This is a genomic window from Luteibacter sp. 329MFSha (assembly GCF_900111665.1).
Lineage (GTDB): Bacteria > Pseudomonadota > Gammaproteobacteria > Xanthomonadales > Rhodanobacteraceae > Luteibacter.
Genome location: NZ_FOJE01000001.1, coordinates 1,786,594 through 1,813,170 on the forward strand (window position 1 = coordinate 1,786,594; position 26,577 = coordinate 1,813,170).

Consider the following 26,577-nt stretch of genomic DNA (forward strand, 5'->3'; position numbering starts at 1 on the left):
AAAAGTGGTTGCAGATGAAACGGTTACCGCCGCCACCATCATGTTGCGGTGCGGCGACCTCCGACTTTAACCGTGCCGCGCCGCAAAGTCCCGCATGAATTTCACGAGTTCGTCCACGGCGGGTTCCGACACCGCGTTATAGAGCGACGCGCGCATGCCACCGATGGCCTTGTGGCCCTTCAGACCGATGAAGCCGGCGGCTTCCGATTCCTGGAGGAACACCGCATCGAGCGCCGTGTCGTGCAGCACGAACGAGACGTTCATGCGCGAACGCGCGCTCCGCTGCACATCGTTTCGATAGAAACCGTCCGAGCCGTCGATCGCGGCATACACCGTCGCCGACTTCCGCGCATTGCGTTCGCCCATCACCGCGAGCCCGCCCTGCCCTTCGATCCATTCGAACGTGAGCCCCGCCAGATACCAGCCCCATGTGTTCGGCGTGTTGAGCATGGAATCGTTCTTCGCCTGCTCCGCGTAGCGCAGGATCTTCGCGATCGGCTGCGGCGCTCGCTCGAGGAGGTCGTCGCGCACGATCATCACCACCAGCCCCGACGGCCCGATGTTCTTCTGCGCGCCCGCGTAGATGAGACCGAAGCGCGAGACGTCCAGCGGCGCGCCGAGGATGTTCGACGACATGTCGGCGACGAGCGGCACGTCGCCCACGTCGGGAACGTCGTGGAATTCCAGACCGCGGATCGTCTCGTTGGGCGTGTAGTGCACGTACGACGCGGACGGATCGAGCCTCCACGTGTCGCGCGGCGGCAGGCTGCGGAAATCGTCGGCCTCCGAGGTCGCCGCCACGTTCGCGTTCACATGGTGTGCCGCCTCGCTCACCGCCTTCCGGCTGAACACACCGGTGACGATGTAGTCGGCGCTGCCGTCACGCGGCGCGAGGTTCATCGGGATCTGCGCGAAGTGCTGCGTCGCGCCGCCCTGCAGGAACAGCACGCGATAGTTCGCGGGGATGCCCATCAGCCGGCGCAGGCGCTCCTCAGTCGCCGCGGCGAGCTCCATGAACCGCTTTCCGCGATGCGAGAGTTCCATGACCGAAGCGCCCGATCCATTCCAGTCGAGCAGGTCGGCCTGTGCCTGGCGCAACACCGCTTCCGGCAACGCCGCCGGTCCCGCGCTGAAATTCCACGCTCTGTCCACGCCCGCCTCCACGTCGAAAGATGCCCATTATGCGCGTACTTGACGTGCCGCGCGCCCTGGCGGAAAACGATGACGTCGATGGGGCCACGCGAGGACGGCCCCCTGTTTCCCCGCCGAGCCATGGAGTGGCGCGCATGAATACTCAAGACCCGTCCCAGTCGCCCTACGCGGCCCGCGCCGATCTCATCGCGGCGGTCGAATCCCGGGGGTATACGTCCGTGTTCGACATCGTGCGGCAACCGCGGGAGACCTTCGTCGCGACTATGCAGCACGACGAGGCGGACGCGATCTACGACGCCGCCGAACGACGCGCCGCCTACGTGGCGCGCGTGCACAACGCCCTGCTCCGTCGCGAGGAACCGGCCGTCCGCGGGATCGCGAAGCTCGGCGCCGGCAACGGCCCCGAGAGGACCGCGCCACTGGGGCTTAGCGAAGGCACCGATTACGACCACTGGTTCGCGCGCAACGGTGTCTATGCCGACGACGCCTCGATCGCGTCCCTGTTCTCGCCGGGAAGCTACCTCGTCCAGCTTTACCACGTCGCCCACCTCCTGCATGGCGACTTTCACGCCCTGAACCTCGCCAGGCGACGGCCGGACATTCCGAAGCTCGCGCTGACGCAGGAGAATCTCGACACCGAGGTCCGCACATTGGATCTCGTCAACGAGATCCTGCTCGAAAGAACGAAAGGCACGAGCTCCCTGTTGACCGCGCCCTTCCCGTTCCCGCTGCCGTACGACCATGACGCCAGCACGCTCGACAAGAGCATGCCGGTACTGGCGAGACCGTCGTGGGACTTCGTGAGGCGCCTGAAGACGACGGTCGCGGACTGGAAGCTGAGGTTCGAAACCGATTCGGCTGCACAACTCGACTTCGACACGCGGTTCCCCGCCGAGTGGGCAAGGTCGCTCCTCGGCCTGTGCCCCCTCACCTACGCGAGGATGATCGCGCCGGACGCCGCGTCGGACGGCCCGGCCTGGTGGGCAGGCAAAGACCCGGCCGACCTCTCCCTTGCCGAACTGCTCCAGATCACCGGCCTCTCACTGGCGGAACTGAACGACCTCATCGGGACGGAAGGTCTGTACTTCTGGCGCCAGACGGATGGAAAGCCCGACGACATCACTTCCGCCCCACGTTACCACGGCTCACGCTTCCTCAATTGCGACAGCCCCGACGAGGTACCTTCGGTCGCGATCGAATTCGGCAAGGATGACGCGGCCGCCCGATTGATAAACACCACCTCCGCGCGGTTCGAGCGCATGCAGCGCATGATCCGCCTGCATGCGGCGGCAGGTGGCACGTTCGAGGTCCTCGACTACATCGCTACCGCCGACCGCGGCGAGCCCACCCTCGCACAGGGTCTCAAGCACCTGGCACATATGAAGGTGTTGCGCGACGAGTATGCGCTCGATCCCTGGGCCTACGCCGGCATTGTCAGCGCGGTCCCGAACATCGCGCGGCGCGGACACGCCTCGCAGATCGAGCAGCGCTTCGGTCGCAACGTGGCAGCACACGTCGGGGTAAGGTCGGAAATCGATTTCGCGAGCGCACTGGGCGACGTCGACGAGCGCTCGCGCGCCGTACGCGCGAACCTGTGCGCCGGGCTCGGCATCGACGACTCGATGCTCGTGCGCCTCGTGAACGTCTACTGTGCCTACAACGAAGGCATGGACGCGACCAAGGCCCCTTTGAGCGACGCTCTGGTATCGGCCGCGTTCCGCCTCTGCGAGATCGCCCGTGTCTCGACGTTCACGCTCGACGACCTGTTCCGGCTGTGGTCTGTCATGTCGCCGAAGCATGACATCCCCGGCATCTTGTCGATGGACGTCAATGCCGACCACTTCGCCGCCGTCTCGCTCGCCGCTGCCATCGTGCTCGATGCGACGCTTTCCCTGTCGCGCTGGGCGCAGGAACGCGCACTCGCCCCCGAGGTGCTGACGACCATGCTGTCGACGTCGTACCGGGATACGACCACGCCACTGATCGACACGTTCGTCGCGAGCGTGCAGGAGAGCACCGTGGCGCCGTCGTCCCTGCGCGGCCTCGCCATCCCTGCGGATGAGGCGATTCGCGGCCAGTTATCGCGACACGTCGCTACCGCGTTCGGCCTCACGGCGACGGTGTCGGCTGCCATGCTGCGCTGGATCGACCGCGTGCTGCCCCGCCTGGGAGAGCCCCTGACGACCTATTCCATGGTGAAATTCTGGAACGACGTCCACCGGGACAAGAGCAAGCCTGTTCCGATTGCGATGTTCGCCTACTGCCAGGTGCTCGCCCGGTTCTCGCTCGCCTGCCAGTTCGCGGGACTGACCGAGCGCGACATCGCGCTGATCGTGGCGCCCGAGGAAGACGTTTCACCGCTCACTGGCGGTGCCCCGCCGGTGCTGGACCTCGATGGCATCTACTGGCTCGGCGAATACGCCGCGTGGCGCGACTCGCTTGGCGATTCCACGCCGGACGCGCTGGACTGGCTGCACCGGGCCGCCATGAAGCCGGACCTACAGGAAGGCGGGCTCGCCGCGCTTCATGGATGGAACGAGACCATGATGGACGAGATGGCGGCGCTGCTCGGCCTCACGACGGCGCCTCCGCGTACGTTCCCCGACGTACACCAGTTGTGGCGCTGGATGACCACGGCCCTCGATCACGGCTTGTCGCCACGGGACCTGCACGACCTGACCACCTTGTCGCGCAGCGACGACGTGACGGCCAAGGAGACCACCGCCTGCCGCGCGCGCGCGGCCGCGTTCGTCTCCGCGGCCGCGCATGCGAAGACGGGCCGCGGCGGGCGCAACGACACACTGGACGGCGCCATCGCCGAAGCCCTCCGCACGGCATGCGTCGCCTACACCATTCAACACCTCGGCGACGCGGGCGGCCTGCCCGCGGACATCGCGAAGAAGATCGTTACCGCCGACGATCTCTACGAGTACCTGCTGATCGACACGAAGATCAGCGCGGTGCTGACGACGTCCCGCATCGCCGAAGCGATCGCCAGCGTGCAGCTGTACATCCACCGCTGTCGCGATGGTCTCGAACCCGACGTGAACGCCAACGCGCTGGCGAACCATTCGAAGGCCAATGGCTTCTTCGCCCGCTGGGATGCCTACCATCGACGCTATGCGACGTGGGCGGGTCTGCAGCGTCTGATACGTTATCCGGCCAGCTATATCGAGCCGTCGTTGCGGTACCAGAAGACGGCGCAATTCAAGGCCTTCGAAGAGGCGCTTTCCCAGGGGCGCCTGACCGGCGCGACGGCGGACGCCGCGTTCCGGACCTTCGTGGCCGACACATGCCGCATGCTCGACCTGACCTGGCTGGACGGGTACCTGGCCGGCGAACTAGATCGCCAGGCATGGTTTCTGGCCCGGGACAACGGCGCGACGCCCCGCTACTACTGGCGACAGGCTTCTTCGCCCGTCACCGAAGAGCAGAGCCACTGGTCGGGATGGACGCCCATCGACGCACCCATCAGACCCATGATGAGACGGCCTTCGATCGTTTACTTCGCGGGGAAACTGCGTGTCGCGTGGATCGAATGGAGGGAAACGCGGCTGCACGCCGTCCTCGAGGGCGCGATCTGGACATCCGCGAGCACTTCCGGCCCCGTCCAGGCCGAAGCGCACGTACCGCCGCCCGCGCCCCCCTCCAGTAGTCCGCACGCCGATGAAGAGAAAGGCGAAACGGCTCAGGCCGCCTATTTCATGCTTGCATCCCGCAATGACGATGACACATGGGCCATCAACGCCTACCCGCTTGAAGAGTCGCCGCTAGAGAAAGCAAAGCTGCTCAAGGTGCAGTCGCTCGAGCATTTCTGGGTCACCACCTACGAATTTCACGACGAAGAGCATCTCTTCGTAAGAGTGTCCGACTTTGAACGTGACGAACTTACCCTTCGCGACTTTCACATCAATGCGCGACTCGTGGCAAGCACGGACGAGTCCAGCTTCTGGTATCCCAAGGGCGGACCTGGCTATTCCACTCGGGCGCTCCGATATACGACTCGCCCAGGATGGGGGGAAAAGTTGACGGACCCCGGTGTGGACCCCGGCATGCATTTCGTTGGGTCCGCCATTGACGGCAACCTCTACTACGTAGGCGTAGACGCCACGAGGGATCTGGATGCCGTGCGGTTGTACGACGGCGGGAACCTCCATACGGAGTTCCTCGACCTAAAGAAGGGCCAGCGTTACGAAAAGGAAGCACCGACCATGCCAAACTGGTGGCGCTCATATGAAGTCGACCAGACGGGCTATACATCCGGCCCGGTGGCGGTGGAGGTTTTCTTAAAGCATATGGGCTATCTCATGGGCGCGCTCGAAGGCGGGTGGGCCAATATAGATATCGGAACCCGGTCCAGTGCCCTCGCCACCTTTGCGGCACCTCGGCTATTGAAGCGCCTCAATGACGGCGTGAGCCGACTCCTGGACTACGAAACGCAGACGATCGATTACGAGCCCAAGGAGCACGGCACCAAGATGAGGCTGGTCGGAGCAGTCGGGCTCTACCTTTCGGAGATCTTCCTGCACGCGCCGTTTCTCATCGCATCGCGCTTTCTCGACGAGCGGCGCTTCGACGAGGCCGAAGTCTGGCTGCGTTACCTCTTCCGGCCCGACGGCTTTCACGACAGCGCCGGCCATCTGCGAAAAGACACCGCCGGCAACCCACTGTACTGGGGCTATCGCCCGCTGCAGGACGATACCGAAGGTGACACGGCACCTCCCGACACCGACGACCCCGATGTCGTCGCCCGCGCCGAACCACTGAATTACCGGCTTGCGATTTTCCTCCGCTGGATCCGCCTGCTGGTCGAACGCGGCGACGTGGCCTTCCGCGAGCAGACGCGCGACAGTCTGGTCGAAGCGCGACGGTGGTACGTGCAGGCCGCGCAGATGCTCGGGCCGCGGCCTCTTACGCACACCCTCCCCGCCAACCGATGGCCCGATCCCACCGTCGCCGTGGCCGAGCAGGCCATCAACACGTCGCTCGACGACCTGGACCGCCTGCTGCCGGATCCGGTGGCGCGCGACGAGGCGCCCCGGATGGACCATGTCCGGCTCGCCGACGGCCTGTTCCTCGCCCCCGTGGACAGCGCCACGCTGCACTGGTGGGACGTCGTCGAGCAGCGGCTCTACAACCTGCGGCACGGGCTTTCCATCGACGGCCTGCCGATGCTGTTGCCGCTTTACGAAACGCCTGTCGACCCACGCGAACTGCAGATGCGGCGCGTCGCCGCCGACAGTGGTAGTCCGCTCCCGGGTGCCGGCACGCAGACGACACCGTCGCATCGTTTTCCGGTCCTTCTCGATCGCGCACGGGTCGCCGTGCAGAACCTCATGCCGTTCGGCAGCGGATTGCAGGGCGCGCTGGAACGTCGCGACGGCGACGCGCTCACCGTGCTGCAACAGGCCCACCACACTTCCCTCTTCGAGCTCACCCGCGCGATCCACGAGCGCAACATAGAGTCGATCGAGCGCTCGCTGGAGTCACTGACCGTCAGCAAGCGCGCAGCCCAGGAGCGCGCCGCTCACTTCACTCGCCAGATCGCCACCTACATGCTTCCGGAAGAGATCACGGGCATGGCGCTGCGAACGGCCGGCGGTGCGTCCGCCGTCGCATCGGGTGCAGGCATGGTGCTCGCCGGCGCGCTCGACACGGCCCCCAACATGTTCATAGCCGGCGTCGCGTCTGGCGTGGGCGGCTCGCGCTGGTCGGGCATCCCGATGGGCGTCGCCAACGCGCTGGCCATGGCGGGACAGGCGCTCGAGAGTTCGGCGACGAACATGGAGATGGCGGCGACGTACCGGCGACGCGCCATCGACTGGCAACGCGAGGTCGCCGAAGCGGAAGCAACGCATGCCTCGCTCGAAAAGCAGGAGCTCGCCCAACGCGCCAGTCTCGCCGCCGCGCGGGCGCAGCTGTCGTTGATGGACAGGGAACAGGGCCATGCGCAGGCCGTGCTGGATCTCCTCGGGAGTCGTTTCAGCGCTCGCGCGCTCTACGACTGGCAGGCGAGCCGTCTGAGCACGCTGTACTACCAGCTCTACGACGCCTGCCTCGGCCTCTGCGCGCAGGCTCAGCAGGCCTACGCCTTCGAGACGGGCGACACGGACACCGTCATCAAGCCCGGCGCCTGGGACGACCGCTATCAGGGCCTGCTTGCCGGGGAACACCTCCTGCTCAGCCTGCAACGCCTCGAACAGGCGTGGCTGGAACACGACGCGAGGTGCATGGAAATCGAACGCACCGTGTCGTTGCAGGCGCTTGCGCCCGATGCACGGCTTTCCGAACTGATTGCCCTCGCGAAAATGAACGGCTCGTCGGGCGGAGAGAACCTCGAGCTCTCCTACGAAGACGAGATACTCCGCATCGAGGCGCCCCTGCCTGGCATGAAGCTGGTCGACGACTACCCGGACAACATGGGCGTCGGTAGCGAACGACGCATCAAATCGATCGCGGTGACGCTGCCGGCCCTGCTGGGGCCGTACGAGGACGTGCGCGCGGTATTGAGCTACACCGGAGAATATGCGTCGACGCTGCCGGCAGGCTGTTCCGCGGTGGCCGTGTCGCGCGGCCTGGCCGACAGCGGGCAATTCGTCCTCGACTTCAACGACGGACGCTACCTGCCGTTCGAAGGCATCCCTGTCAACGGTAAAGGGACATTCGCGCTGAGCTTTCCGGACACCGCACAGCGGCCGCAGACAACGCTGCTCGACAGCATCACCGACATCATCCTGCACATCCGTTACACCGCGCGTCAGGGGGCGGGCCCGTGATGGCTCAGAAGTGCACGAACAACACGGCGGCGATGCCGAGCGCCAGCAGCGCCGCGGTGAGAATGAGCCACCAGACCTCGCCGCCTCGTGACGGCTCGACCGGGGCGGTCGCCGTGTCCGCTTCAGGCTCCGCGACGACCGGGACGGGTTCCGCCGTCCAGCCGGGCCCATCGACGATGAACCGGTGCGCGGCGATGCCGATCTGGTCGCCGGGCTGCACGGACGTGCGCACGATCTTGACGCCATTGACGCGCACGGCATGGCGGGCCGGAACGCGCGACGCGTCGAGCACGAGTTCGTCGCCGTCCCAGGACAGGGTAAGCAGCGCGGGATCGTTGCCCGGCAGCTCGAGCGGCAGCGCGCCGTGCGTCGAGCCCAGTTCGAGACGATCGCCCACCGCGACCACGCGGCCCGAGAGCGGACCCGCGACGGGGCGCAACGCCACCGTGCAGCGCGACTCGGTGGGCGCGAGCGTTTCGCGTGCGTCGAGGTCGGCATCGTCGCGCAGGAGCATGCGGCAGTCGCCGAGCGAGAGGCTGTCGCCCGGCCGGAGCAGCGCGCGCTCGCGCACGGGGCGCGCATTGACGTACACGCGGCCGGCATCCGGCGACACGGAAAGCACGAGGCCGCGACGGTCCCGCTGGATGGTGACGTGGCGCGCGGCGACCTGGGGCTCGGACACCACGAGGTCGTTGTCGTCCCCGCGGCCGATCGTGAGCACGGGTCGTGACCAGTGGAAATCACCGCGAGCCGAGCTGACGAATTCGATGCGCATGGAGGAACCGGGACGTTGACGACACGACTTTAGCAGAGTGCGGTATCTGTTTGAACGCAAAGGTGTACGCATCATGCACGTCCGCCGCTGCTAGACTCCCGCCTTTTCCAGCCGCGAGGAGTCCACGATGGCGAAGATCGATATCCGCCGCCCGCATGGCAAGACGGTCGCCGAGGCCCGTGCCGTCGTCGACGCCGTGGCGAGCCGCATGAACGAGAAGCTCGGTACCGAAGGCGGCTGGCAGGGCGACACCTACGTCTTCGCGCGTTCGGGCGTGAAAGGCGCGATCGCCGTCTCCGCGGCCGACGTCCACGTCACCGCCGAGCTGGGCATGCTGCTGACGCCGATGAAGGGCATGATCGAGAACGAGATCCGCCAGAAGCTCGACGAGAAGTTCGCCTGAGCCACCGCCCCGCCCGGCCTCGCCGGGTGGCCTGATCCCAGCCCCTGTGCCATAATAGGGGACTTATGCGGCCACTCCGGCCGTTCATCCGACCCGGAACACATGGCAAAAGACGACGTCATCGAAATGGAAGGCACGGTCCAGGAGACCCTGCCCAACACCATGTTCCGCGTGCAGCTCGAGAACGGGCACGTCATCACCGCCCATATCTCCGGTCGCATGCGCAAGCATTACATCCGCATCCTCACGGGCGACAAGGTGAAGGTCGAAATGACCCCTTACGACCTCACGAAGGGTCGCATCACCTATCGCATGAAGTAAGGCGCGCTTCGCGCCGGCTTCGCCGGAACACGAAAAAAGCCGCGGCATTGCCGCGGCTTTTTTCGTTGCTGTTGTAGGAGCGGACCTGGCCGCGACCGCTTTTCGCGCCAGTCCGGAATCTGGCGCGCCAGCTCCGGGGTTCGGCGAGAAGCCGTCGCGGCCAGGTCCGCTCCTACAACCTTACGCCTCCGCCGTCGCCGGCTCCGCCGACTCCGTCTCGACGTGCAGCTCGTCGCCATCGACCGACAGGGTCACCTTGCCGCCTTCGGCCAGCTTGCCGAAGAGCAGCTCGTCGGCCAGCGCGCGCTTCACCTTGTCCTGGATCACGCGAGCCATCGGGCGGGCACCCATCTGCGGGTCGAAGCCGTGCTCGGCCAGCCAGCGGCGGGCCTCCGGCGTCACATCCACCGCCACCTTCTTCTCGGCCAGCTGGGCTTCCAGCTCGATCAGGAACTTGTCGACCACGCGCAGGATGTGGTCGAAGTCCAGGGCATTGAACTGGACGATGGCGTCCAGACGGTTGCGGAACTCCGGCGTGAACAGGCGGCGGATCGTCTCCATCGCGTCCAGCGTGTGGTTCTGCTTGACGAAGCCGATGCCGCGACGCGACGCCAGCTGCGCCCCCGCGTTCGTGGTCATCACGATGATCACGTTCTTGAAGTTCGCCTCACGGCCGTTCGTGTCCGTCAGCACGCCCCGATCCATGACCTGGAGCAGGATGTTGTAGACGTCCGGATGGGCCTTCTCGATCTCGTCGAGCAGCAGCACGCAATGCGGATGCTTGGTGATCTGCTCGGTCAGCAGGCCACCCTGGTCGAAACCGACGTACCCCGGAGGGGCACCGACCAGGCGCGACACCGAATGCGCCTCCATGTACTCGGACATGTCGAAGCGGACCATCTCGATGCCCAGCTGCATCGCGAGCTGACGTGTGACCTCCGTCTTGCCGACGCCCGTGGGGCCGGCGAGCAGGAAGCTGCCGATCGGCTTCGACGGATCGCCGAGACCCGAGCGGGCCATCTTGATCGACGACGCGAGCGCCTCGATCGCACCGTCCTGGCCGAACACGACCATCTTGAGGTTGCGCTCAAGGTTGCGCAGGACATCGCGATCCGAGGCCGAGACCTGCTTGGCCGGAATGCGCGCCATCTTGGCGACGATGTACTCGATCTCGGGCACGTCGACCTTGCCGGTACGCTCGTCTTCCGGCAGCAGGCGTTGGCGGGCACCGGCCTCGTCGATCACGTCGATGGCCTTGTCCGGGAGCAGGCGGTCGGGGATGTGCTTGACCGACAGGTCGACCGCGGCACGCAGGGCCTCACCCGTGTATTCCACGGAGTGATGCTCTTCGAAACGCGTCTTCAGACCCTTCAGGATCTCGATCGAATCGGCCACGGTGGGCTCGACCACGTCGATCTTCTGGAAGCGACGGGCCAGGGCGCGGTCCTTCTCGAAGACGCCGCGGAACTCCTGGAACGTCGTCGAGCCGATGCAGCGCAGCTCGCCCGAGGCCAGCATGGGCTTGATCAGGTTCGAGGCATCCATCGTGCCGCCCGACGCCGAACCCGCACCGATGATGGTGTGGATCTCGTCGATGAACAGGATGGCGTTCGGCTGCTTCTTCAGCTGGCCGATGACCGCCTTCAGACGCTTCTCGAAGTCGCCGCGATACTTCGTGCCAGCGACCAGCGCGCCGAGATCGAGCGACCAGATCGTGCAGTCTTCCAGCACTTCCGGCACCTGCCCTTCCACGATGCGCTTGGCCAGGCCCTCGGCCAGGGCGGTCTTGCCCACGCCGGCCTCGCCCACGTAGAGCGGGTTGTTCTTGCGGCGGCGGCAGAGCACCTGGATGGTGCGCTCCACCTCGTCCTGGCGGCCGATGAGGGGATCGATCTTGCCCTGAATGGCGAGCTCGTTCAGGTTCGAGGCGTATTCGCTCAGGGGGTTGCCCTTGCCCTCGCCGCCTTCCTCGCCGTCACGCTCGGCATTCGGGGCCGCGGCTGCCGATTCGTCGCCGATCTTGGCGATGCCATGCGAGATGTAATTGACGACGTCGAGGCGCGTGATCTCCTGCTGGTGCAGGAAATACACGGCGTGGGAATCCTTCTCGCCGAAGATCGCCACGAGGACGTTGGCGCCCGTGACTTCCTTACGGCCCGACGACTGGACGTGGTACACGGCGCGCTGGAGCACGCGCTGGAAGCCCAGCGTGGGCTGGGTGTCGCGCTCGTCGCCGGCCGGCAGCACCGGCACGGTTTCGGCGATGATCCGCTGCAGATCGGCCGCGAGGCGCGGCAGATCGACGCCACATGCCCGCAGGGCGGACAGGGCGGAGGTGTTCTCCGTGAGGGCGAGCAGCAGATGCTCCACGGTCATGAATTCGTGGCGCTGCTCGCGGGCCTGCTTGTAGCAGTGTCCAATGGTGACTTCGAGATCCTTGCTGAACATAACGGACCGTCTCCGATAGCTGTGGGCGGCGGGGACCAGCCCCTGTCGATGCCGCATGAACTCCAGATGGGGTATCGGCTACATCTTTTCCATAGTGCACAAAAGCGGGTGCTGATGAGACCGGGAGTACTCGTTGACCTGAGTCACCTTCGTTTCTGCCACCTCCCGGGTGAATACGCCGCAGACGCCCTTGCCACGGGTGTGGACATGGAGCATCACCTGGACCGCCCGTTCCTGGTCCATGCCGAAGAAGCTGCGCAATACCTCGATCACGAAATCCATGGGCGTGAAGTCGTCGTTCAGCAGGACGACCTGGAACAGCGGCGGCCGTGCGGTTTCGGGACGGGTCGTCTCGACGGCAAGGCCGTGTCCGCGCTCGCTTTCCTGATCGTGTTCGTGTTCTTGGGACATTAATTCGGAACCTTCGGTACGCGATTCGTTTATACACCGGAAACCGACCGTCCTTCCGGGTCGATTTCCACAGGTGATGGCACAATATGCCTTTTTCCAGAGCCACCTACGCCATAAAGCCGATGTCCCAGCCTGCCTCCGCCAGCGAATCCGTGTGGTGCCCCCGGGCCACCGTCGCCTGCGTCATCGCACGCGGCGATCGCTTCCTCATCGTGGAGGAGGACATCGGCGGGCGTATCGCGTACAACCAGCCGGCCGGCCACCTCGATCCGGGCGAAACGCTGCAGGCCGCCGCCGTGCGCGAGACGCTCGAGGAAACCGGCCACCATGTCGCGCTCGACGCCTTCCTCGGCGTCTGGCAGTGGATGAGTCCCGAGCACGGCGAACAGGTGCTGCGCTTCGCCTTCGCGGGCCACGTGCTGTCGCACGATGTCGACCGCCCGCTCGACACCGGCATCCAGCGTGCCCTGTGGCTGCGCCGCGACGAGGTCGAGGCGCTGGGCGACCGCCTGCGCACGCCGCTGGTGCTGTCGGCCATCGACGCCTGGCTCGACGGCCGCCGCCTGCCGCTCGACGTCGTGTCGAGCCTGCTCCCGGGGGCTGGCGCGTGAAGGTGATCCTCGGCGTTTCCGGTGGCGTGGACTCCTCGGTCGCGGCCCTCCTACTCCAGCAGGCGGGACACAAGGTCGAAGGCATGTTCATGCAGAACTGGGAAGAAGACGACCGCTCGGGTCCCTGCACCACCGACGAGGATCGCAAGGACGCCGTCGCCGTCTGCGGCCGGCTCGGCATCCCCTTCCATGCGCGGAACTTCGCCGGGGAATACTGGGACGGCGTGTTCGCGTATTTTCTTGCGGAGTACGCCGCCGGCCGCACGCCGAATCCCGACGTGCTGTGCAATCGCGAGATCAAGTTCAAGACGTTCCTCGACCACGCGCAGGCGCTCGGCGCGGAGAAGATCGCGACGGGTCACTACGCGCGCGTCGATTTCCGCGACGGTCGTTACCGCCTGCTGCGCGCGGTCGACGCGGCGAAGGACCAGAGCTACTTCCTCCACGCGCTCGGACAGAAGCAGCTCGCGGCGACGTTGTTCCCGGTCGGCGAGATCGAAAAACCGCGCGTGCGCGAGATGGCCCGCGACGCCGCCCTGCCCACCCACGCGAAGAAGGATTCGACCGGCATCTGCTTCATCGGCGAGCGAGATTTCCGCGCTTTCCTGTCGCAGTACCTCCCCGCGAAGCCCGGCGCGATGGTGGATCCCGATGGCCGCGTCATCGGCGAACACCAGGGCGTGATGTATTACACGCTGGGCCAGCGCAACGGGCTGGGCATCGGCGGCCGGGCCGACGCGCCCAACGAGCCGTGGTACGTCGTCGGCAAGGACGTCGCCGGCAACACGCTGATCGTGGCGCAGGGCGGCGAGAACCGCTGGCTTCAATCGACGCGCCTGCACGCCACCGACGCCACCTGGGTCGCCGGGGAACCCCCGGCGCTGTCGTTCCGCTGCACGGCGAAGACGCGCTACCGCCAGGCCGACCAGGCATGCACGGTCGAGGTTCGCGGCGACACGCTGGACGTCGTCTTCGACGAACCGCAGCGCGCCGTGACGCCTGGCCAGTCCGTGGTGCTCTACGACGGCGAGGCCTGCCTCGGCGGCGCGGTGATCGCCGCCACCGACGCGCCCTATGGCGGGCTCGTCGCATGAACCACCCCACCCCCTTCCTCCCAGGCTTTCCGCATGAATGAAGAACGCGTCCTCGCCCTCGCCGGCGTCTTCCAGGGCGCCGCGCTGGCGCAGCAGCTCGCCAGCGAGGGCCGCTGCGACGAAGCGCAGTACGAGGCGAGCCTCGCCAGCGTGTTCCGGATCGACGCGGATTCGGTCGCCGCGGTGTACGGCGGGGTCTCGGGCGTGCGGCGCGGCCTGCGCACGCTGGTCGACCAGTTCGAGGACCAGACCCGCGACGTCGCGGTGATGCGCATGGCGATCACCGTGCTGCGGCTGGAGCGTTCGCTTTCGCGGAACCGCGCCCTGCTCGATCGCCTGCGGGAGGGCATCGTCGCCACCCAGCGGCAGGTCGAGCATTTCGGCCTTGGCCACCCCAACGTGTCGGCCCGGCTCGCGGAACTCTATTCGTCCACGCTCTCGACGCTGAAACCGCGCGTGATGGTCACCGGCACGCCCGCCCATCTCCAGCAGAAGACGAACGTCGATCGCGTCCGCGCCGCGCTGCTCGCCTCCGTGCGCTCCGCGGTGCTCTGGCACCAGATCGGCGGCCGTCAGTGGCAGTTGCTGATCTCGCGCCGGCAGTGCGCGATGCTGGCCCGGGGGCTCCTCACGGGATCGACCCTCGACGACGGCGGCTGAAGCCGCGGCCTGTCTACCGGAGGGTGGGAGCCGATCGCATCGGCGATTCAACCCGCCGCGGCGTCCAGCCCCGGAATCGCCTCGGCCAGCGCGCGCAGCAGGTCGCCGAACCGCGCGAGGTCCTCGCGCCACGGCGTGGCGCTGCGCCAGAACAGCGCGATGTGCCGCCCGGGCCGCGCGCCGTCCACCGCCGCGAGGACCACGTTCGGGATGGAGCCGAGGCGGTCGTGCGCCAGGATCGGCACGAGGGTATAGCCGCCGCGCAGCGCCACCAGCGTGGCCAGGCTCTCCAGGCTGAGATCCTGGATGCGCTCGGGCCGCGCCGAGCCGGTCATGCCCAGGTCGGACATGCCGTTGCCGTGGCTTTCGGTCATCAGCGTGGCGTCGGCGGCGTCCAGGTCCGCCAGCGCCATCGACGGCCGGTGTGCCAGGGGATGCCCCCGGTGCAACAGCAACTCGTAGGGCTCGAAGAACAGCGCGGTCTCGTCCAGCCCCGTCACCGACGCGGTGGGCGGCGCCAGCACCGCGTCCAGCTCGCCCTCCTGCAGCCGGCGCAGCAGGCCGCGCGGCTTGCCTTCGGAAATGGTCAGCCGGGCCCCGGGAAACCGCTGCGGGAACGGTTCGATGAAATGCGGCAGGAGGTACGGGCCCAGCGTGGACGGCACGCCGAGCCGCAGCTCGCCTCCGAAGGCGACGTCGCCGGCGCGGGCGGCGTGCTCGAGGTGCTCGGCCGAGGCCAGCACCTCTTCTATATAGCCAAGCAGGCGTTGACCGCTGGCGGTGGGCACCACGCGGCGGCCGCCGCGCTCGAACAGGGGCACTCCGAGGGCCTGCTCCACCTTCTGCACCTGGTGGGACAGCCCGGACGGGCTGATGTACATGGCGCGCGCGGCGCTGTTGAAGCTGCCTTCACGCGCCACCGCCTGCACCAGCGCCAGGTCGCGCAGCGAGACCGACGACAGGGCCATCGAAATCATCGAACGCTGCATGCCATCAAATACGTTTGCGCCCATGGACCGCCGCCCTCATCCTTTTGCCGCCCCGATTCCAGCGCGGCCAGCCCGTCGAACCGGCATTCTAGCCGGGACCCGTCTCACGACGGTCGCACGGCGGCGCCGGACTGCGCGATAATCGACGCCTTTGGACGGCCCGCCTCCGGTCCGTCCGGCCTCCCCAGCAAAGAACGTCACGCCAGGAGTACAGCATGAAAGACTCGTTCTCGGTACGAGACAGCATCGAAGTCAACGGCAAGCGCCACAGCATCGCCAGCCTGGCCAAGTTCGGCGAGAAGTTCGACATCAAGCGCCTGCCCTTCTCGATGAAGATCCTCCTCGAGAACCTGCTCCGCCAGGAAGACGGCGTGAACGTCACCTCGAAGGAAATCGAGGCCGTCGCGCAGTGGGACGCCAAGGCCGAGCCGGATACCGAAATCTCCTTCATGCCCGCCCGCGTGGTCCTCCAGGACTTCACCGGCGTGCCCTGCGTGGTCGACCTCGCGGCGATGCGCGACGCCGTCGCGAAGCTCGGCGGCGACCCGAACCGCATCAACCCGCTCGCCCCCGCCGAACTGGTCATCGACCACTCGGTGCAGGTCGACGCCTTCGGTTCCGAGTCGGCCCTCGAGAAGAACGTCGAGATCGAGTTCGAGCGCAACCAGGAGCGCTACTCGTTCCTGCGCTGGGGCCAGAAGGCCTTCAACAACTTCAAGGTCGTGCCGCCGCGCACGGGCATCGTCCACCAGGTGAACCTCGAGAACCTGGCGCGCGTCGTGTTCGTCAACGATCAGAACGGCGAGTCGTTCGCGTACCCGGACAGCGTCTTCGGCACCGATTCGCACACGACGATGATCAACGGCATCGGCGTGCTCGGCTGGGGCGTGGGCGGCATCGAGGCCGAGGCCGCGATGCTCGGCCAGCCGTCGTCCATGCTGATCCCGCAGGTCGTCGGTTTCCGCCTCACCGGCAAGCTGTCGGAAGGCGTGACCGCCACCGACCTCGTGCTGACCGTCACTCAGATGCTGCGCAAGCTCGGCGTCGTCGGCAAGTTCGTGGAGTTCTTCGGCAATGGCCTGCAGAACCTGCCGCTCGCCGACCGCGCCACGATCGCCAACATGGCCCCGGAATACGGCGCCACCTGCGGCATCTTCCCGATCGACCAGGAAGCCATTAACTACCTGCGCCTGTCGGGCCGCGACGAAGCGCAGATCGCGCTGGTCGAGACCTACGCCAAGGCCCAGGGCCTGTGGCACGACGCGAATTCGCCGGAGCCGGAATTCACCACCGTGCTCGAACTCGACCTCGCCGACGTCAAGCCGTCGCTCGCGGGTCCGAAGCGTCCGCAGGACCGCGTCCTGCTCGAAGGCGTGCAGCAGAGCTTCCTCGACGTCGTCGGCCCGCTCACGGCCAACCGCAAGACGAAGAACGGCGACACCTCGCGCTTCAGCAACGAAGGCGGCGGCACGGCCATCGGCAACGAAACGAACGCCATCACCGAGGAAGGCGTGCTCGTCGAGAAGGACGGCAAGAGCTTCCGCATCAACGACGGCTCGGTGGTCATCGCCGCCATCACCTCGTGCACCAACACCTCCAACCCGGCCGTGATGCTCGCCGCCGGCCTGGTCGCGAAGAAGGCCGCCGCGCGTGGCCTGACGTCCAAGCCGTGGGTCAAGCCTTCGCTCGGCCCGGGCTCGCTGGTCGTCACCGAATACCTCAAGAAGACCGGCCTCCTCGAGGAACTCGAGAAGGTCAACTTCTACGTCGTCGGCTACGGCTGCACCACCTGCATCGGCAACTCCGGTCCGCTGCCGGCCGAGATCAGCAAGGGCATCGCCGAGGGCGACCTCGCCGTGGCGTCCGTGCTCTCCGGCAACCGCAACTTCGAAGGCCGCGTGCATCCGGAAGTGAAGATGAACTACCTGGCCTCGCCGCCGCTGGTGGTCGCCTACGCGCTGGCCGGCACGCTGAACATCGACCTCACCAAGGACGCGATCGGCGTGGGCAGCGACGGCCAGCCGGTCTACCTGAAGGACATCTGGCCGAGCAACCAGGAAATCTCCGACCTCATCGCTGGCGCGATCAGCCCGGAGATGTTCAAGGGCGCGTACGCCGACGTCTTCAAGGGCGACAGCCGCTGGAACCAGATCGCCTCGCCGGATGGCCAGACGTACGCGTGGGACGATTCCACGTACATCAAGAACCCGCCCTACTTCGACGGCATGTCCGCCGAGGCCGGCACGATCGAAGACATCCACGGCGCGCGCGCCATGGGCATCTTCGGCGACTCGATCACCACCGACCACATCTCGCCGGCCGGTTCGATCAAGAAGGACAGCCCGGCGGGCCGCTTCCTGATCTCCAAGGGCGTGGAGCCGAAGGACTTCAACTCCTACGGTTCGCGTCGCGGCAACGACGACGTCATGGTCCGTGGCACGTTCGCCAACATCCGCATCAAGAACCTGATGCTCGACGGCGTCGAGGGTGGCTACACGAAGTACATCCCGACGGGCGAGCAGATGGCGATCTACGACGCCGCCATGAAGTACAAGGCCGACGGTACGCCGCTGGTCGTGCTGGCCGGCAAGGAATACGGCACCGGGTCGTCGCGCGACTGGGCGGCGAAGGGCACGCTGCTCCTGGGCGTCAAGGCGGTCATCGCGGAGAGCTTCGAGCGCATCCACCGTTCCAATCTGGTCGGCATGGGCGTGCTGCCCTGCCAGTTCCTCGACGGCGAGAACGCGCAGACGCTCGGCCTGAAGGGTGACGAGGTGTTCGACATCACCGGCCTGGAAGGCGGCGAGTCGAAGCGCGCGACGGTGAAGGCCACGCGTCCGGACGGCACCAGCAAGGAGTTCACCGTGAAGGTGCTGCTGCTGACCCCGAAGGAGCGCGAGTTCTTCCGCCACGGCGGCATCCTGCAGTACGTGCTGCGCCAGCTGGCGAAGGCGGCCTGATAGCCGACCGACGAAACGCCCCGGGAAACCGGGGCGTTTTTTTTCGTCCGGGCGCCAGGGGAGTTACAGCGCGCGCTTCCACGTCGCGGTGAAGCATCGCCAGTCGCCGCCCTCCCTGCGCCAGCCCGTCTCGACGACGTACGCCCCGGCGTTCTCGGGCAACACACCCGCTCCCGCCGTCAGCGTCACCGTGAACGTGGCGGTCATCCGCTCGCCGCGACGGTCCACGTCGACGGGCCCCATGAGCACGTGCACCTTCTGGCCGCGCAGCGCGAACACCCGCACGAGATTCGCGAGCGAACGCCGGTCGAGCTGCCCTGCGTTGCCGTCGAAATCCTCGGTGAGCGCAGCGACCGTGTCGCCCGCCTTGCCCCCCTCCGCGGCCTCCGCCGTCGCGGCGATGGCGTCGCGAACGCGCGTCTCGTCCGGCGCATGGCGGCATCCGCCCAGCCCCGCGAGCGCGAGCGACATCGCCACCGCCGCCACCTTCCACATACCGTATTTGCCCATGTTTTTTCCCGTTGCAATGCGGCTTGCCGCTATACGCGGGCGTATGCTCCAATGCCGCGATCGTACGACGGCGAGCGCCGTGCGAATGTCACTTTCTGGAGTCCGTCCGATTCATGAGCATTGAGCGTCCGTGGCTTGACCATTACCCGGCCGGCATTCCCGCCGACATCGACGTCAACGCGTACCGCTCCGTGGCGGCCGTCTTCGAAGAGTCCTTTGAGAAATTTCGCGACCGCCCCGCGTTCTCGAACTTCGGCAAGGTCCTCACGTACGGTCAGGTCGACGAACTTTCCCGCGCCTTCGCCGGCTACCTCTCCGGCGAGCTGGGCCTGAAGAAAGGCGACCGCCTGGCGATCATGCTGCCCAACCTGCTGCAGTATCCGATCGCGCTGTTCGGTGCGCTTCGCCTCGGCCTGACGGTAGTGAACACGAATCCGCTGTACACGACGCGCGAACTGCATCACCAACTAGAAGACTCGGGCGCGAAAGCGCTGCTGGTCCTCGACAACTTCGCCGCCACGGCGGAGAAGGCGCTCGACGGCACCAAGGTGCAGAACGTCATCACGACGGCCGTCGGCGACATGGTGGGCTTCCCGAAGGGCAACATCATCAACTTCGTGGTGAAGACCGTCCGCAAGGAAGTCCCGCCGTTCCGCCTGCCGAAGGCCGTCCGCTTCCGCGACGCCCTCTCGCGCGGCAAGGCGCACGCGCTGCCGTCGGTGCAGATCGACCACGACGACCTCGCGTTCCTGCAGTACACGGGCGGCACGACGGGCGTGGCCAAGGGCGCCATGCTCACGCATCGCAACATGGTCGCGAACATGCTGCAGACGCGGCCTTGGGTCGCGGGCCATGCCACGCCGGGCGCGGAAACCGTGATCACCGCGCTGCCCCTGTACCACATCTTCTCGCTGACCGTGAACTGCCTGATCTTCACGAGCCTCGGCGGCCTCAACCACCTGATCACGAACCCGCGCGACATGAAGGGCTTCGTCAAGGAGCTTCGCGCCACGAAGTTCACCGCGATCACGGGCGTCAACACGCTGTTCAACGGCCTCCTCAACACGCCGGGCTTCGATCAGGTCGACTTCTCGCACCTGCACCTGTCGATGGCGGGCGGCATGGCGCTGCAGCGCGCGGTCGCCGAGCGCTGGAAGAATGTCACGGGCAAGCCGATCATCGAAGGTTACGGCCTGACGGAAACTTCGCCGGTCGCCTTCGCGAATCGCGTCGACATCACCGACTACACGGGGTCCATCGGCTTCCCGATTCCCGGCACCGATGCGCAGATCCGTGGCGACGATGGCGCGGTACTGCCGATCGGCGAGGTGGGCGAGCTGTGCATCCGCGGCCCGCAGGTGATGAAGGGCTACTGGAGCCAGCCGGACGAAACCGCGAAGGTGCTCGACGCCGACGGCTGGCTGCGCACCGGCGACATCGCGCGCATGGATCCGACCGGCCAGGCGTTCATCGTCGATCGCAAGAAGGACATGATCCTCGTCTCGGGGTTCAACGTGTACCCGAACGAGATCGAGGACATCGTCATGCGCCACCCGGGCGTGGCGGAAGTGGCGGCCGTCGGCGTCGACGACGAGCACTCCGGCGAGGTGGTGAAGCTGTTCGTGGTCCGCAAGGATCCGTCGCTCACGGTGGAGGCGCTCAAGGAGTACTGCCGCGAGAACCTCACCGGCTACAAGCGTCCGAAGCAGATCGAGTTCCGCGACGCGCTGCCGAAGACCAACGTCGGCAAGATCCTGCGCCGCGAACTGCGCGACGAAGAGCGGAAAAAAGCGAAGGCCTGACGGGAGCTCCCCACCCTCGGGTGGGAGCGCCGCTATTCGTCGTGCCACGCCTCGAGCGTGTCGGCATAGCCGCCGAGCAGCTCCCAGAGCGAAGCCTGCTTGTCCTCGGGAATGAGCGTGTAGGCCATGCCGATCTGCCGCGCGGAGACGCGGGCGACCGACGCCTCGAGGTGGATGTGCAGGTCGTGGCCGAAGATCATGTCGAGGATCCAGGTCTGCCCCGGTTCGCCGCGCCAGCCGAGCGGACGGCGCAGCAGCGCGCCGGTCGCCGAGATGTCGACCAGGTCGGTCGGGTGCGCCTCGCCGCCACGGCTCATCAGCACCGCCGTCTGTACCCGCATGCGGGCATGGCGATAGCGCGTATTCGCGTCGTCCTTGTCACTCGACATCACGTCCTCCACCCAACCTGTCATTCGGTCCCTGCCCGTGCCTGGCATGGCCGCACCTCGTCGCCTTACCTTCCGTGTCACAAACGGACACATTAGCGCAGTCCCGGTGCCACATGCCGCCGTCTGCGTTCATTCGCTGCCGCGCGTCTTCAGTACGCCGGCGCGGACCAGCGCCCCGGCGCCGAAGCGACCGTTGATCATGTCCTGTACGCCGTCGGAGCGCTTGTCCGAAGCGGGCGCCGCGAACATGTCCTGCTGCTCGTCGCCGCGCCGGGCGTCGAACCCCGACAACGTGACGCCCAGCAGGCGAAGCCTCGGCCTGGGATGCTGGTTCCACCAGACCTGAAGCAAGCGCCGTGCCACGGCATAGATGTCGGGCGTGGCGTTGCCCGGCACCGGCATCTGGGCCTGCCGGCTATGGGTCACGAAGGGCGGCTCGCGCAGCTTCACCGACACCGTGCGCGCGTCGACGCCACGGCCCCGCGCCCTGGCCCCCACCTTTTCGCACTGCCGCAGCAGCCAGGCCTCCGCGATCGCCAGTTCCTCGAGGTCGTATTCGAACGTCCATTCCGAACCGATCGAGACTTCCGGGGCGTCGGTCACCACCGGCCGGCGATCTTCTCCGCGGCACAGCTCCCGCAATTGCGCGGCATGGCGTTCGCCGACGGCCCGGTTCAGCCGCCAGGCGTCCGAGCGGACGAGGTCGCCGATCGTACGGATGCCGGCTTTCTGCAGGGCCTCCTCGGCCACCTTGCCCACGGTCCACATGCGGCCGACCGGCAGCGGATCGAGGTATCCGCGCACGTCCTCCGGCGCGATGGCGAGGAAGCCGTCGGGCTTGGACAGCTCGCTGGCCAGCTTGGCGAGCAGCTTGTTGTGCGACATCCCCACCGACGCGTTGAGGCCGGTCCGCTCCCGGATCGTGTCCTTCACCCAGCGCCCGATCGCCTCCATGGAATGGAACAGGCGCAGGCTGGCGGTGACGTCGAGGAACGCCTCGTCGAGCGACAGCCCCTCGATCATCGGGGTGACCTCGGCGAACACGCCGAACACGACGGCGGAGATCGCGGCGTAGCGGTCGTGCCGGGGGAAAATGTAGACGCCGTCCGGACAGCGCCGGCGGGCTTCCGAGGTGGCCATGGCCGAGCGGACGCCGTACTTCCGCGCCTCGTAGTTCGCCGTGGAGACGACGCCCCGGCGGCCGAGGCCCGCCACGATCACGGGCTTGCCGACCAGGGAGGGATCGTCCAGCTCTTCCACGGACGCGTAGAACGCGTCCATGTCGACGTGGATGATGGCTCGCTGACCCGGCTGCATGCCCTCTATTGTGCCGCAAGGGCATGCCGCCGGGCGGCCCGGCCGCTGGACTTGCGCAGGCGCAGGCGATACCCTGTATGTCAATCGGGTGAACTTTTTTCGGGCGTCGCGCCCTCACCGGTCCCTTTCACGGACCGGCCGCGCTCTGCTCCCGACGTTCCTTCACAGACGGTGACCCTCCTGGGGTGTCCAGTGGCCTGCCCTTCGCTCGTCGGCGACGATGCGTGGCAAGCGCGGACGAGGTGGCGGTACAGCCGCCGGACGGCATCGATTGTTGCGTTCCTGGTCGCACTCGCGACCCTTCTGACGTGTGCCGATGACTAACGAGACAACCGACGTCCAGGTGGTCGAAAAAACTCAGGGTGCCTTCGCAGGCATCCCGCAGCAGCAGGAAATGCCTCTCGCGCTGGTGCGCGGGCAGCCTGTGCTGCAGATGCCGCAGGATCTCTACATCCCGCCGGACGCGCTCGAAGTCATCCTCGAATCGTTCGAAGGGCCGCTGGACCTGCTGCTGTACCTGATCCGCAGGCAGAACCTCGACATCCTCGACATCCCTGTCGCCGAGATCACCCGGCAGTACATGGACTACATCGACATGATGCGCGAGGTGATGCGGCTGGAGCTGGCGGCGGAATACCTGCTGATGGCCGCGATCCTCGCGGAGATCAAGTCCAGGCTGCTGCTGCCCCGGCCGCCGGCCGAGGAAGGGCTCGAGGAGGATCCCCGCGCCGAACTCGTTCGTCGCCTGCAGGAGTACGAACGCTTCAAGAAGGCCGCGGCGGACATCGAGGAACTGCCCCGGCTGGAACGCGACACCACGGTGGTCCACGCCTTCGTCGGCGAGCACAACGTGGTCCGCGTGCCGCCACCGCTCGATCTGAAGGAACTGCTGCTCGCGCTCAAGGATGTGCTCAACCGCGCGGATCTGTTCACGCACCATGCGATCCAGCGCGAACCGCTCAGCGTGCGCCAGCGCATGGGCGACCTGCTCGGCTCGCTCGGCGAAACCGGCGGCTTCCACCGCTTCGAAACATTGTTCGACGTCACCGAGGGCCGGCTCGGCGTCGTGGTCACCTTCCTCGCCATGCTCGAACTGGCTAAGGAAATGCTCATCGAGATCGTTCAGGAAGAGGCCCTCGGGCCGATCTACCTGAAGACCAAGGTACACACGGAGGCCGCGCCGGAAGAAGCGCTCGCCTGACGGCCCCGCGAAGGGGCACGACACCGGGACGTCGCGGAAGCGATCCTCCCGCGTACGAACCGACCTGACCGCGCCAGACGGGCGCGGCACACATAGGCCTATGCAACCCGAACAACTCAAACCCATCGTGGAAGCGGCGCTCCTGGCGTCGACCCAGCCGATGACGATCGCGCAGTTGAAGGCGATCTTCGGCGAGGACGAAGAGGTCGGTACGGACGAACTGAAGCAGACGCTCGACGCGCTCGCGGCGGATTGCGAGGGGCGCGGCGTCGAGTTGCTCGAGGTCGCCTCGGGCTGGCGCTACCAGGTGCGCCGCGAGGTGCACGGCTGGGTGTCGCGGATGTGGGCCGAGAAGCCGAGCCGCTACTCGCGCGCCCTGCTCGAGACGCTCGCGCTGATCGCCTACCGCCAGCCGATCACCCGCCCGGAAATCGAGCAGATCCGCGGTGTGGTCGTTTCCTCGAACATCATCAAGACCCTGGAAGAACGCGAGTGGATCCGCGTGGTGGGTTACCGCGACGTGCCGGGCAAGCCCGCCCTGTTCGGTACCACCCGCCTCTTCCTCGACTACTTCAACCTGAAGTCGCTGGACGCGCTGCCCCCGCTGTCCGAGATCCGCGACCTCGACGAGCTCAACCCGCAGATGCGCCTCGAAGGCGACGCGGTGCCGCCGGCGGCGCGGGCCGCGATGCCTGACGAAGGCACCGGCGAAAGTTCCACGAATACCGAAGACGACGATGATGTCGTGGCGCGGTCCACGACGATCGAAGACACCGCCGCCCCGATCGACGCCGCCGAAGGCGACGCGAGCGGGGCCGCGAACCAGCTGCCAGACGGCGACGATGTCGCCGCGGCTTCCCCCACTGCCGATGAGGCAGAGAACCCCGAAGGCGACGTCGAAGACGACGCCGAGAAAGATACCGAGGAGTCACGCGCATGAATGCGCCCCAGCGATCCCTGCTCACCCTGAAGCGCGGCGGCGGCGACGCCACCGAATCCACCGCCCAGCTTGAAGAGCGCCTGCACAAGGTGCTCGCCAACGCCGGACTCGGCTCGCGCCGGATGCTCGAACAGCGCATCCAGGCCGGCGAGGTCGAGGTCAACGGCACCGTCGCCACCATCGGCGCGAGCGTCCACGCGGGCGACCGCGTCGCCCTCGACGGCAAGCAGTTCGTCGTCGCCACCGACAACCGCAACGACGCCGAAGTGCTCGTCTACCACAAGCCGGAAGGCGTGGTGACGACGCGCGAGGACACCGAAGGCCGCCCCACCGTGTTCGAACAGCTGCCCCGCCTGCGCGGCGCGCGCTGGGTCGCCGTGGGTCGCCTCGACATCAACACCACCGGCCTGCTGCTGCTCACGACCGACGGCGAACTCGCCAACGCGCTGATGCATCCGAAGAGCGGCCTCGAGCGCGAATACCTCTGCCGCGTCCACGGCGAAGTGCCCGACGAGGTGATCGAACGCCTCAAGGCCGGCGTGGAGCTGGAAGACGGCCCCGCCCGCTTCGACGAGATCGCCGTGATCAGCCGTGGCGGCAGCCACAGCTGGTTCCGCGTGACGATCCGCGAGGGTCGCAACCGCGAAGTCCGCCGTCTGTGGGATTCGCAGGGCTTCCTGGTCAGCCGCCTGAAGCGCATCCGCTACGGCACCGTGGAACTGCCCCGCGCCCTGCGTCGCGGCGACTGCGAGTCGCTCGACGAGACGGCCATCAAGGAACTGCGCGAACGCGCGGGCCTCGGCGCGCCGGCACCGGTGCTCACGCTGAGCGCCGTCGTGCACCAGCGCCGCGCGCCGCGCCATGTCACGGAATACCGTCCGGACAACCGCGCGACCGGCGCCTGGAGCTCGGGCCGCCATGACGAGGCGCGCGAGCTGACCGCGTTCGATCGCATCCGCGACGACAACCCGCGTGGCGGTCGTGGTGGTCGCGGTGCCGCGGGCGGTCGCGGCGGCCAGGGCGGCGGTCCGCGCCGCGAGGTCAACGGCAACGTGGCTCGTCCCGAGCGCGGTGCGGGCGGCGGTCAGCGCAAGTCGCGCCGCGTGGCCCCGGGCCAGGAACTGCCGTCGATCCGCACCTGGTTCGCGGGCGACAGCCGCACGGGTGGCGGCAACGCTGCTGGCGGTAACACGACGGGCAACCGTGGTCCTCGTCCGGGCGGTCGCGGTGGTAACGCCGGCGGCAACCGCGCGGCGGGCCCGGGTCGCGCCGAGGGCAACCGCGCGCCGGGTGCCCGCTTCGAAGGCGGCGGCAACCGTGGTCGCGGCCCGGGTGGCGGCGGCAACCGGGCGGGCGGTCCGCGTCCCGGCGGCAACCGTGGTGGCCGTCCGGGCGGCGGTGGCGGCAACCGTGGCGGTGGCGGCAATCGCGGCGGCAATCGCTGATCGCGATGCTGACGATCTGGCATAACCCGCGATGCTCGAAGTCGCGGGAAACGCTGGCCCTGCTCGAAGCGCGTGGCCTTTCGCCGGTGATCGTGGATTACCAGAAGACGCCGCCGTCGGCGGCCGAGCTCGAGCGCGTGCTCGGGCTTCTCGGTATCGAGCCGCGCGCGCTCATGCGCAAGGGCGAAGCCGAATACGCCGGGGTGCCGGCCGATGCGTCACGCGACGCGCTGATCGCCGCGATGATCGCGACGCCGAAGCTCATCGAGCGTCCCGTGGTGATCCACGGCGAGAAGGCCGCGATCGGTCGTCCACCGGAAGCAGTGCTCGCGATCCTGTAGCGCGGGCGGCGCTGTCGCGACAACCGATCGCC

At 67.1% G+C, this 26,577-nt stretch carries 20 protein-coding genes; 12 read left to right on the forward strand and 8 right to left on the reverse strand.

Going from position 1 to position 26,577, the window contains the following annotated elements; genetic code table 11:
- Window positions 1-66: 66 nt before the first annotated feature.
- On the reverse strand, window positions 67-1,152 hold the full coding sequence (serC, locus tag BMW54_RS08050; RefSeq protein WP_090054465.1) for a 3-phosphoserine/phosphohydroxythreonine transaminase: 1,086 nt from the start codon (window positions 1,150-1,152) through the stop codon (window positions 67-69).
- Window positions 1,153-1,181: 29 nt separating this feature from the next.
- On the opposite strand from serC, the gene BMW54_RS08055 reads away from it, so the two are divergent.
- The gene (locus BMW54_RS08055; protein WP_175472808.1) at window positions 1,182-7,928 is read left to right on the forward strand and encodes a Tc toxin subunit A-related protein; all 6,747 of its coding nucleotides are present in this window, start codon (window positions 1,182-1,184) and stop codon (window positions 7,926-7,928) included.
- A 4-nt stretch (window positions 7,929-7,932) separates the two neighbouring features.
- Here the strand turns inward: BMW54_RS08055 and BMW54_RS08060 are convergent, their stop codons facing one another.
- Window positions 7,933-8,703: an FHA domain-containing protein gene (locus tag BMW54_RS08060; protein ID WP_090054469.1), complete on the reverse strand. Its 771-nt coding sequence runs from the start codon at window positions 8,701-8,703 to the stop codon at window positions 7,933-7,935.
- Window positions 8,704-8,830: 127 nt separating this feature from the next.
- On the opposite strand from BMW54_RS08060, the gene BMW54_RS08065 reads away from it, so the two are divergent.
- Window positions 8,831-9,106 (forward strand): polyhydroxyalkanoic acid system family protein, encoded by a 276-nt coding sequence (locus BMW54_RS08065; protein ID WP_090054471.1) that lies wholly within the window; start codon window positions 8,831-8,833, stop codon window positions 9,104-9,106.
- 102 nt (window positions 9,107-9,208) lie between these two features.
- Window positions 9,209-9,427: a translation initiation factor IF-1 gene (gene infA, locus BMW54_RS08070; RefSeq protein ID WP_019466733.1), complete on the forward strand. Its 219-nt coding sequence runs from the start codon at window positions 9,209-9,211 to the stop codon at window positions 9,425-9,427.
- Window positions 9,428-9,607: 180 nt separating this feature from the next.
- Here infA and clpA read toward each other — a convergent pair whose 3' ends face one another.
- Window positions 9,608-11,875 carry an ATP-dependent Clp protease ATP-binding subunit ClpA gene (gene clpA / locus BMW54_RS08075; protein ID WP_090054473.1) on the reverse strand — a complete coding sequence of 756 codons (2,268 nt, stop codon included), beginning with the start codon at window positions 11,873-11,875 and terminating at the stop codon, window positions 9,608-9,610.
- Between the two features lie 78 nt (window positions 11,876-11,953).
- Entirely contained in the window at window positions 11,954-12,286 is a 333-nt protein-coding gene (clpS, locus tag BMW54_RS08080) for an ATP-dependent Clp protease adapter ClpS (protein ID WP_090054475.1), read from the reverse strand.
- 122 nt (window positions 12,287-12,408) lie between these two features.
- Here clpS and BMW54_RS08085 point away from each other — a divergent pair, with 122 nt between their 5' ends.
- Genes BMW54_RS08085 through hflD form a run of 3 tightly spaced genes read left to right on the forward strand, consistent with a single transcriptional unit; the run spans window position 12,409 to window position 14,651 of the window.
- Entirely contained in the window at window positions 12,409-12,897 is a 489-nt protein-coding gene (locus BMW54_RS08085) for an NUDIX hydrolase (protein WP_090054477.1), read from the forward strand.
- Window positions 12,894-13,991, forward strand: coding sequence for a tRNA 2-thiouridine(34) synthase MnmA (gene mnmA / locus BMW54_RS08090; RefSeq protein ID WP_090054478.1), 1,098 nt, complete (start codon window positions 12,894-12,896; stop codon window positions 13,989-13,991). Before BMW54_RS08085 ends, mnmA begins: the two co-directional genes overlap by 4 nt.
- A gap of 33 nt (window positions 13,992-14,024) precedes the next feature.
- Window positions 14,025-14,651: a high frequency lysogenization protein HflD gene (hflD, locus tag BMW54_RS08095; RefSeq protein WP_090054480.1), complete on the forward strand. Its 627-nt coding sequence runs from the start codon at window positions 14,025-14,027 to the stop codon at window positions 14,649-14,651.
- Window positions 14,652-14,698: 47 nt separating this feature from the next.
- Here the strand turns inward: hflD and BMW54_RS08100 are convergent, their stop codons facing one another.
- Window positions 14,699-15,640, reverse strand: coding sequence for a LysR family transcriptional regulator (locus tag BMW54_RS08100; RefSeq protein WP_090054482.1), 942 nt, complete (start codon window positions 15,638-15,640; stop codon window positions 14,699-14,701).
- 215 nt (window positions 15,641-15,855) lie between these two features.
- Here BMW54_RS08100 and acnA point away from each other — a divergent pair, with 215 nt between their 5' ends.
- Complete coding sequence (acnA, locus tag BMW54_RS08105) at window positions 15,856-18,600, forward strand: aconitate hydratase AcnA (protein WP_090054484.1); 2,745 nt, start codon at window positions 15,856-15,858, stop codon at window positions 18,598-18,600.
- A gap of 63 nt (window positions 18,601-18,663) precedes the next feature.
- Here acnA and BMW54_RS08110 read toward each other — a convergent pair whose 3' ends face one another.
- Window positions 18,664-19,110 (reverse strand): hypothetical protein, encoded by a 447-nt coding sequence (locus BMW54_RS08110; protein ID WP_254779156.1) that lies wholly within the window; start codon window positions 19,108-19,110, stop codon window positions 18,664-18,666.
- 113 nt (window positions 19,111-19,223) lie between these two features.
- Here BMW54_RS08110 and BMW54_RS08115 point away from each other — a divergent pair, with 113 nt between their 5' ends.
- Complete coding sequence (locus BMW54_RS08115) at window positions 19,224-20,912, forward strand: AMP-binding protein (protein WP_090054486.1); 1,689 nt, start codon at window positions 19,224-19,226, stop codon at window positions 20,910-20,912.
- A gap of 32 nt (window positions 20,913-20,944) precedes the next feature.
- On the opposite strand, the gene BMW54_RS08120 is transcribed toward BMW54_RS08115, so the two are convergent.
- Both BMW54_RS08120 and dinB read right to left on the reverse strand, forming a co-directional pair.
- Window positions 20,945-21,301 carry a PilZ domain-containing protein gene (locus BMW54_RS08120; RefSeq protein WP_090055818.1) on the reverse strand — a complete coding sequence of 119 codons (357 nt, stop codon included), beginning with the start codon at window positions 21,299-21,301 and terminating at the stop codon, window positions 20,945-20,947.
- 129 nt (window positions 21,302-21,430) lie between these two features.
- The gene (dinB, locus tag BMW54_RS08125; protein WP_090054488.1) at window positions 21,431-22,618 is read right to left on the reverse strand and encodes a DNA polymerase IV; all 1,188 of its coding nucleotides are present in this window, start codon (window positions 22,616-22,618) and stop codon (window positions 21,431-21,433) included.
- A gap of 394 nt (window positions 22,619-23,012) precedes the next feature.
- Between dinB and BMW54_RS08130 the strand changes: the two genes are divergently transcribed.
- The 4 genes from BMW54_RS08130 to arsC all read left to right on the forward strand — a co-directional run bounded on the left by BMW54_RS08130 (window position 23,013) and on the right by arsC (window position 26,545).
- Complete coding sequence (locus tag BMW54_RS08130; protein ID WP_217642649.1) at window positions 23,013-23,819, forward strand: segregation and condensation protein A; 807 nt, start codon at window positions 23,013-23,015, stop codon at window positions 23,817-23,819.
- 100 nt (window positions 23,820-23,919) lie between these two features.
- Window positions 23,920-24,759 (forward strand): SMC-Scp complex subunit ScpB, encoded by an 840-nt coding sequence (scpB, locus tag BMW54_RS08135; RefSeq protein ID WP_090054492.1) that lies wholly within the window; start codon window positions 23,920-23,922, stop codon window positions 24,757-24,759.
- Window positions 24,756-26,204 carry a pseudouridine synthase gene (locus tag BMW54_RS08140; protein ID WP_090054494.1) on the forward strand — a complete coding sequence of 483 codons (1,449 nt, stop codon included), beginning with the start codon at window positions 24,756-24,758 and terminating at the stop codon, window positions 26,202-26,204. The genes scpB and BMW54_RS08140 overlap by 4 nt, the downstream gene beginning before the upstream one ends.
- A 5-nt stretch (window positions 26,205-26,209) precedes the next feature.
- The gene (arsC, locus tag BMW54_RS08145; RefSeq protein WP_090054496.1) at window positions 26,210-26,545 is read left to right on the forward strand and encodes an arsenate reductase (glutaredoxin); all 336 of its coding nucleotides are present in this window, start codon (window positions 26,210-26,212) and stop codon (window positions 26,543-26,545) included.
- Window positions 26,546-26,577 lie beyond the last annotated feature (32 nt).

What these genes read in the sequence shown, in the direction of transcription:
- BMW54_RS08055 (WP_175472808.1), top strand. Translation starts at nt 1,182, where the DNA reads ATGCGCGTACTTGACGTGCCGCGCGCCCTGGCGGAAAACGATGACGTC.
- BMW54_RS08060 (WP_090054469.1), bottom strand. Translation starts at nt 8,703, where the DNA reads ATGCGCATCGAATTCGTCAGCTCGGCTCGCGGTGATTTCCACTGGTCA.
- BMW54_RS08065 (WP_090054471.1), top strand. Translation starts at nt 8,831, where the DNA reads ATGGCGAAGATCGATATCCGCCGCCCGCATGGCAAGACGGTCGCCGAG.
- infA (WP_019466733.1), top strand. Translation starts at nt 9,209, where the DNA reads ATGGCAAAAGACGACGTCATCGAAATGGAAGGCACGGTCCAGGAGACC.
- clpA (WP_090054473.1), bottom strand. Translation starts at nt 11,875, where the DNA reads ATGTTCAGCAAGGATCTCGAAGTCACCATTGGACACTGCTACAAGCAG.
- clpS (WP_090054475.1), bottom strand. Translation starts at nt 12,286, where the DNA reads ATGTCCCAAGAACACGAACACGATCAGGAAAGCGAGCGCGGACACGGC.
- BMW54_RS08085 (WP_090054477.1), top strand. Translation starts at nt 12,409, where the DNA reads ATGTCCCAGCCTGCCTCCGCCAGCGAATCCGTGTGGTGCCCCCGGGCC.
- hflD (WP_090054480.1), top strand. Translation starts at nt 14,025, where the DNA reads ATGAATGAAGAACGCGTCCTCGCCCTCGCCGGCGTCTTCCAGGGCGCC.
- BMW54_RS08100 (WP_090054482.1), bottom strand. Translation starts at nt 15,640, where the DNA reads ATGCAGCGTTCGATGATTTCGATGGCCCTGTCGTCGGTCTCGCTGCGC.
- acnA (WP_090054484.1), top strand. Translation starts at nt 15,856, where the DNA reads ATGAAAGACTCGTTCTCGGTACGAGACAGCATCGAAGTCAACGGCAAG.
- BMW54_RS08110 (WP_254779156.1), bottom strand. Translation starts at nt 19,110, where the DNA reads ATGGGCAAATACGGTATGTGGAAGGTGGCGGCGGTGGCGATGTCGCTC.
- BMW54_RS08115 (WP_090054486.1), top strand. Translation starts at nt 19,224, where the DNA reads ATGAGCATTGAGCGTCCGTGGCTTGACCATTACCCGGCCGGCATTCCC.
- BMW54_RS08120 (WP_090055818.1), bottom strand. Translation starts at nt 21,301, where the DNA reads ATGTCGAGTGACAAGGACGACGCGAATACGCGCTATCGCCATGCCCGC.
- dinB (WP_090054488.1), bottom strand. Translation starts at nt 22,618, where the DNA reads ATGCAGCCGGGTCAGCGAGCCATCATCCACGTCGACATGGACGCGTTC.
- BMW54_RS08130 (WP_217642649.1), top strand. Translation starts at nt 23,013, where the DNA reads ATGCCTCTCGCGCTGGTGCGCGGGCAGCCTGTGCTGCAGATGCCGCAG.
- scpB (WP_090054492.1), top strand. Translation starts at nt 23,920, where the DNA reads ATGCAACCCGAACAACTCAAACCCATCGTGGAAGCGGCGCTCCTGGCG.
- BMW54_RS08140 (WP_090054494.1), top strand. Translation starts at nt 24,756, where the DNA reads ATGAATGCGCCCCAGCGATCCCTGCTCACCCTGAAGCGCGGCGGCGGC.
- arsC (WP_090054496.1), top strand. Translation starts at nt 26,210, where the DNA reads ATGCTGACGATCTGGCATAACCCGCGATGCTCGAAGTCGCGGGAAACG.